General features: G+C 61.7%; 1 protein-coding gene. It reads left to right on the plus strand.

The annotated features are described in order from the left end of the window. A partial coding sequence (locus tag EN874_RS32260) for an ABC transporter permease subunit (protein WP_135884715.1) occupies positions 1 to 436 on the plus strand: 436 nt, incomplete at both ends.

The following is a 436-nucleotide window of genomic DNA, read 5'->3' on the forward strand; positions in this document are numbered from 1 at the left end:
GCATTCCTACCATCGTGCAGGTGATGTTCATCTATTTCGCGCTGCCAATCCTGGCGGATGTCGGCATCAACCCGCTGGCGGCCGCGATCATGGCGATCATCATCAATGCCGGCGCCTATATCGCGGAGATCGTGCGCGGCGCCTTCCTTTCCGTCCATCGCGGCTTGCGCGAGGCCGGCCTGGCGCTCGGCCTGCCGTTCTGGAAGGTGCTTTTCTACATCATCGGCCCGCTCGCCTTCCGCCGCATGATTCCGGCGCTGGGCAATCAGTTCATCGTCAGCCTGAAGGATACCTCGCTGTTCATCGTCATCGGCGTCGGCGAACTCACCCGGCAAGGCCAGGAAATCATGGCGGCCAACTTCCGCGCCGTTGAGATCTGGTCGGCCGTGGCAATGTTCTACCTGATCATGACCGGCACGCTTACGCTCATCCTCCG

The sequence above is a fragment of the Mesorhizobium sp. M1D.F.Ca.ET.231.01.1.1 genome (assembly GCF_003999155.2).
Taxonomy (GTDB): Bacteria; Pseudomonadota; Alphaproteobacteria; order Rhizobiales; family Rhizobiaceae; genus Mesorhizobium.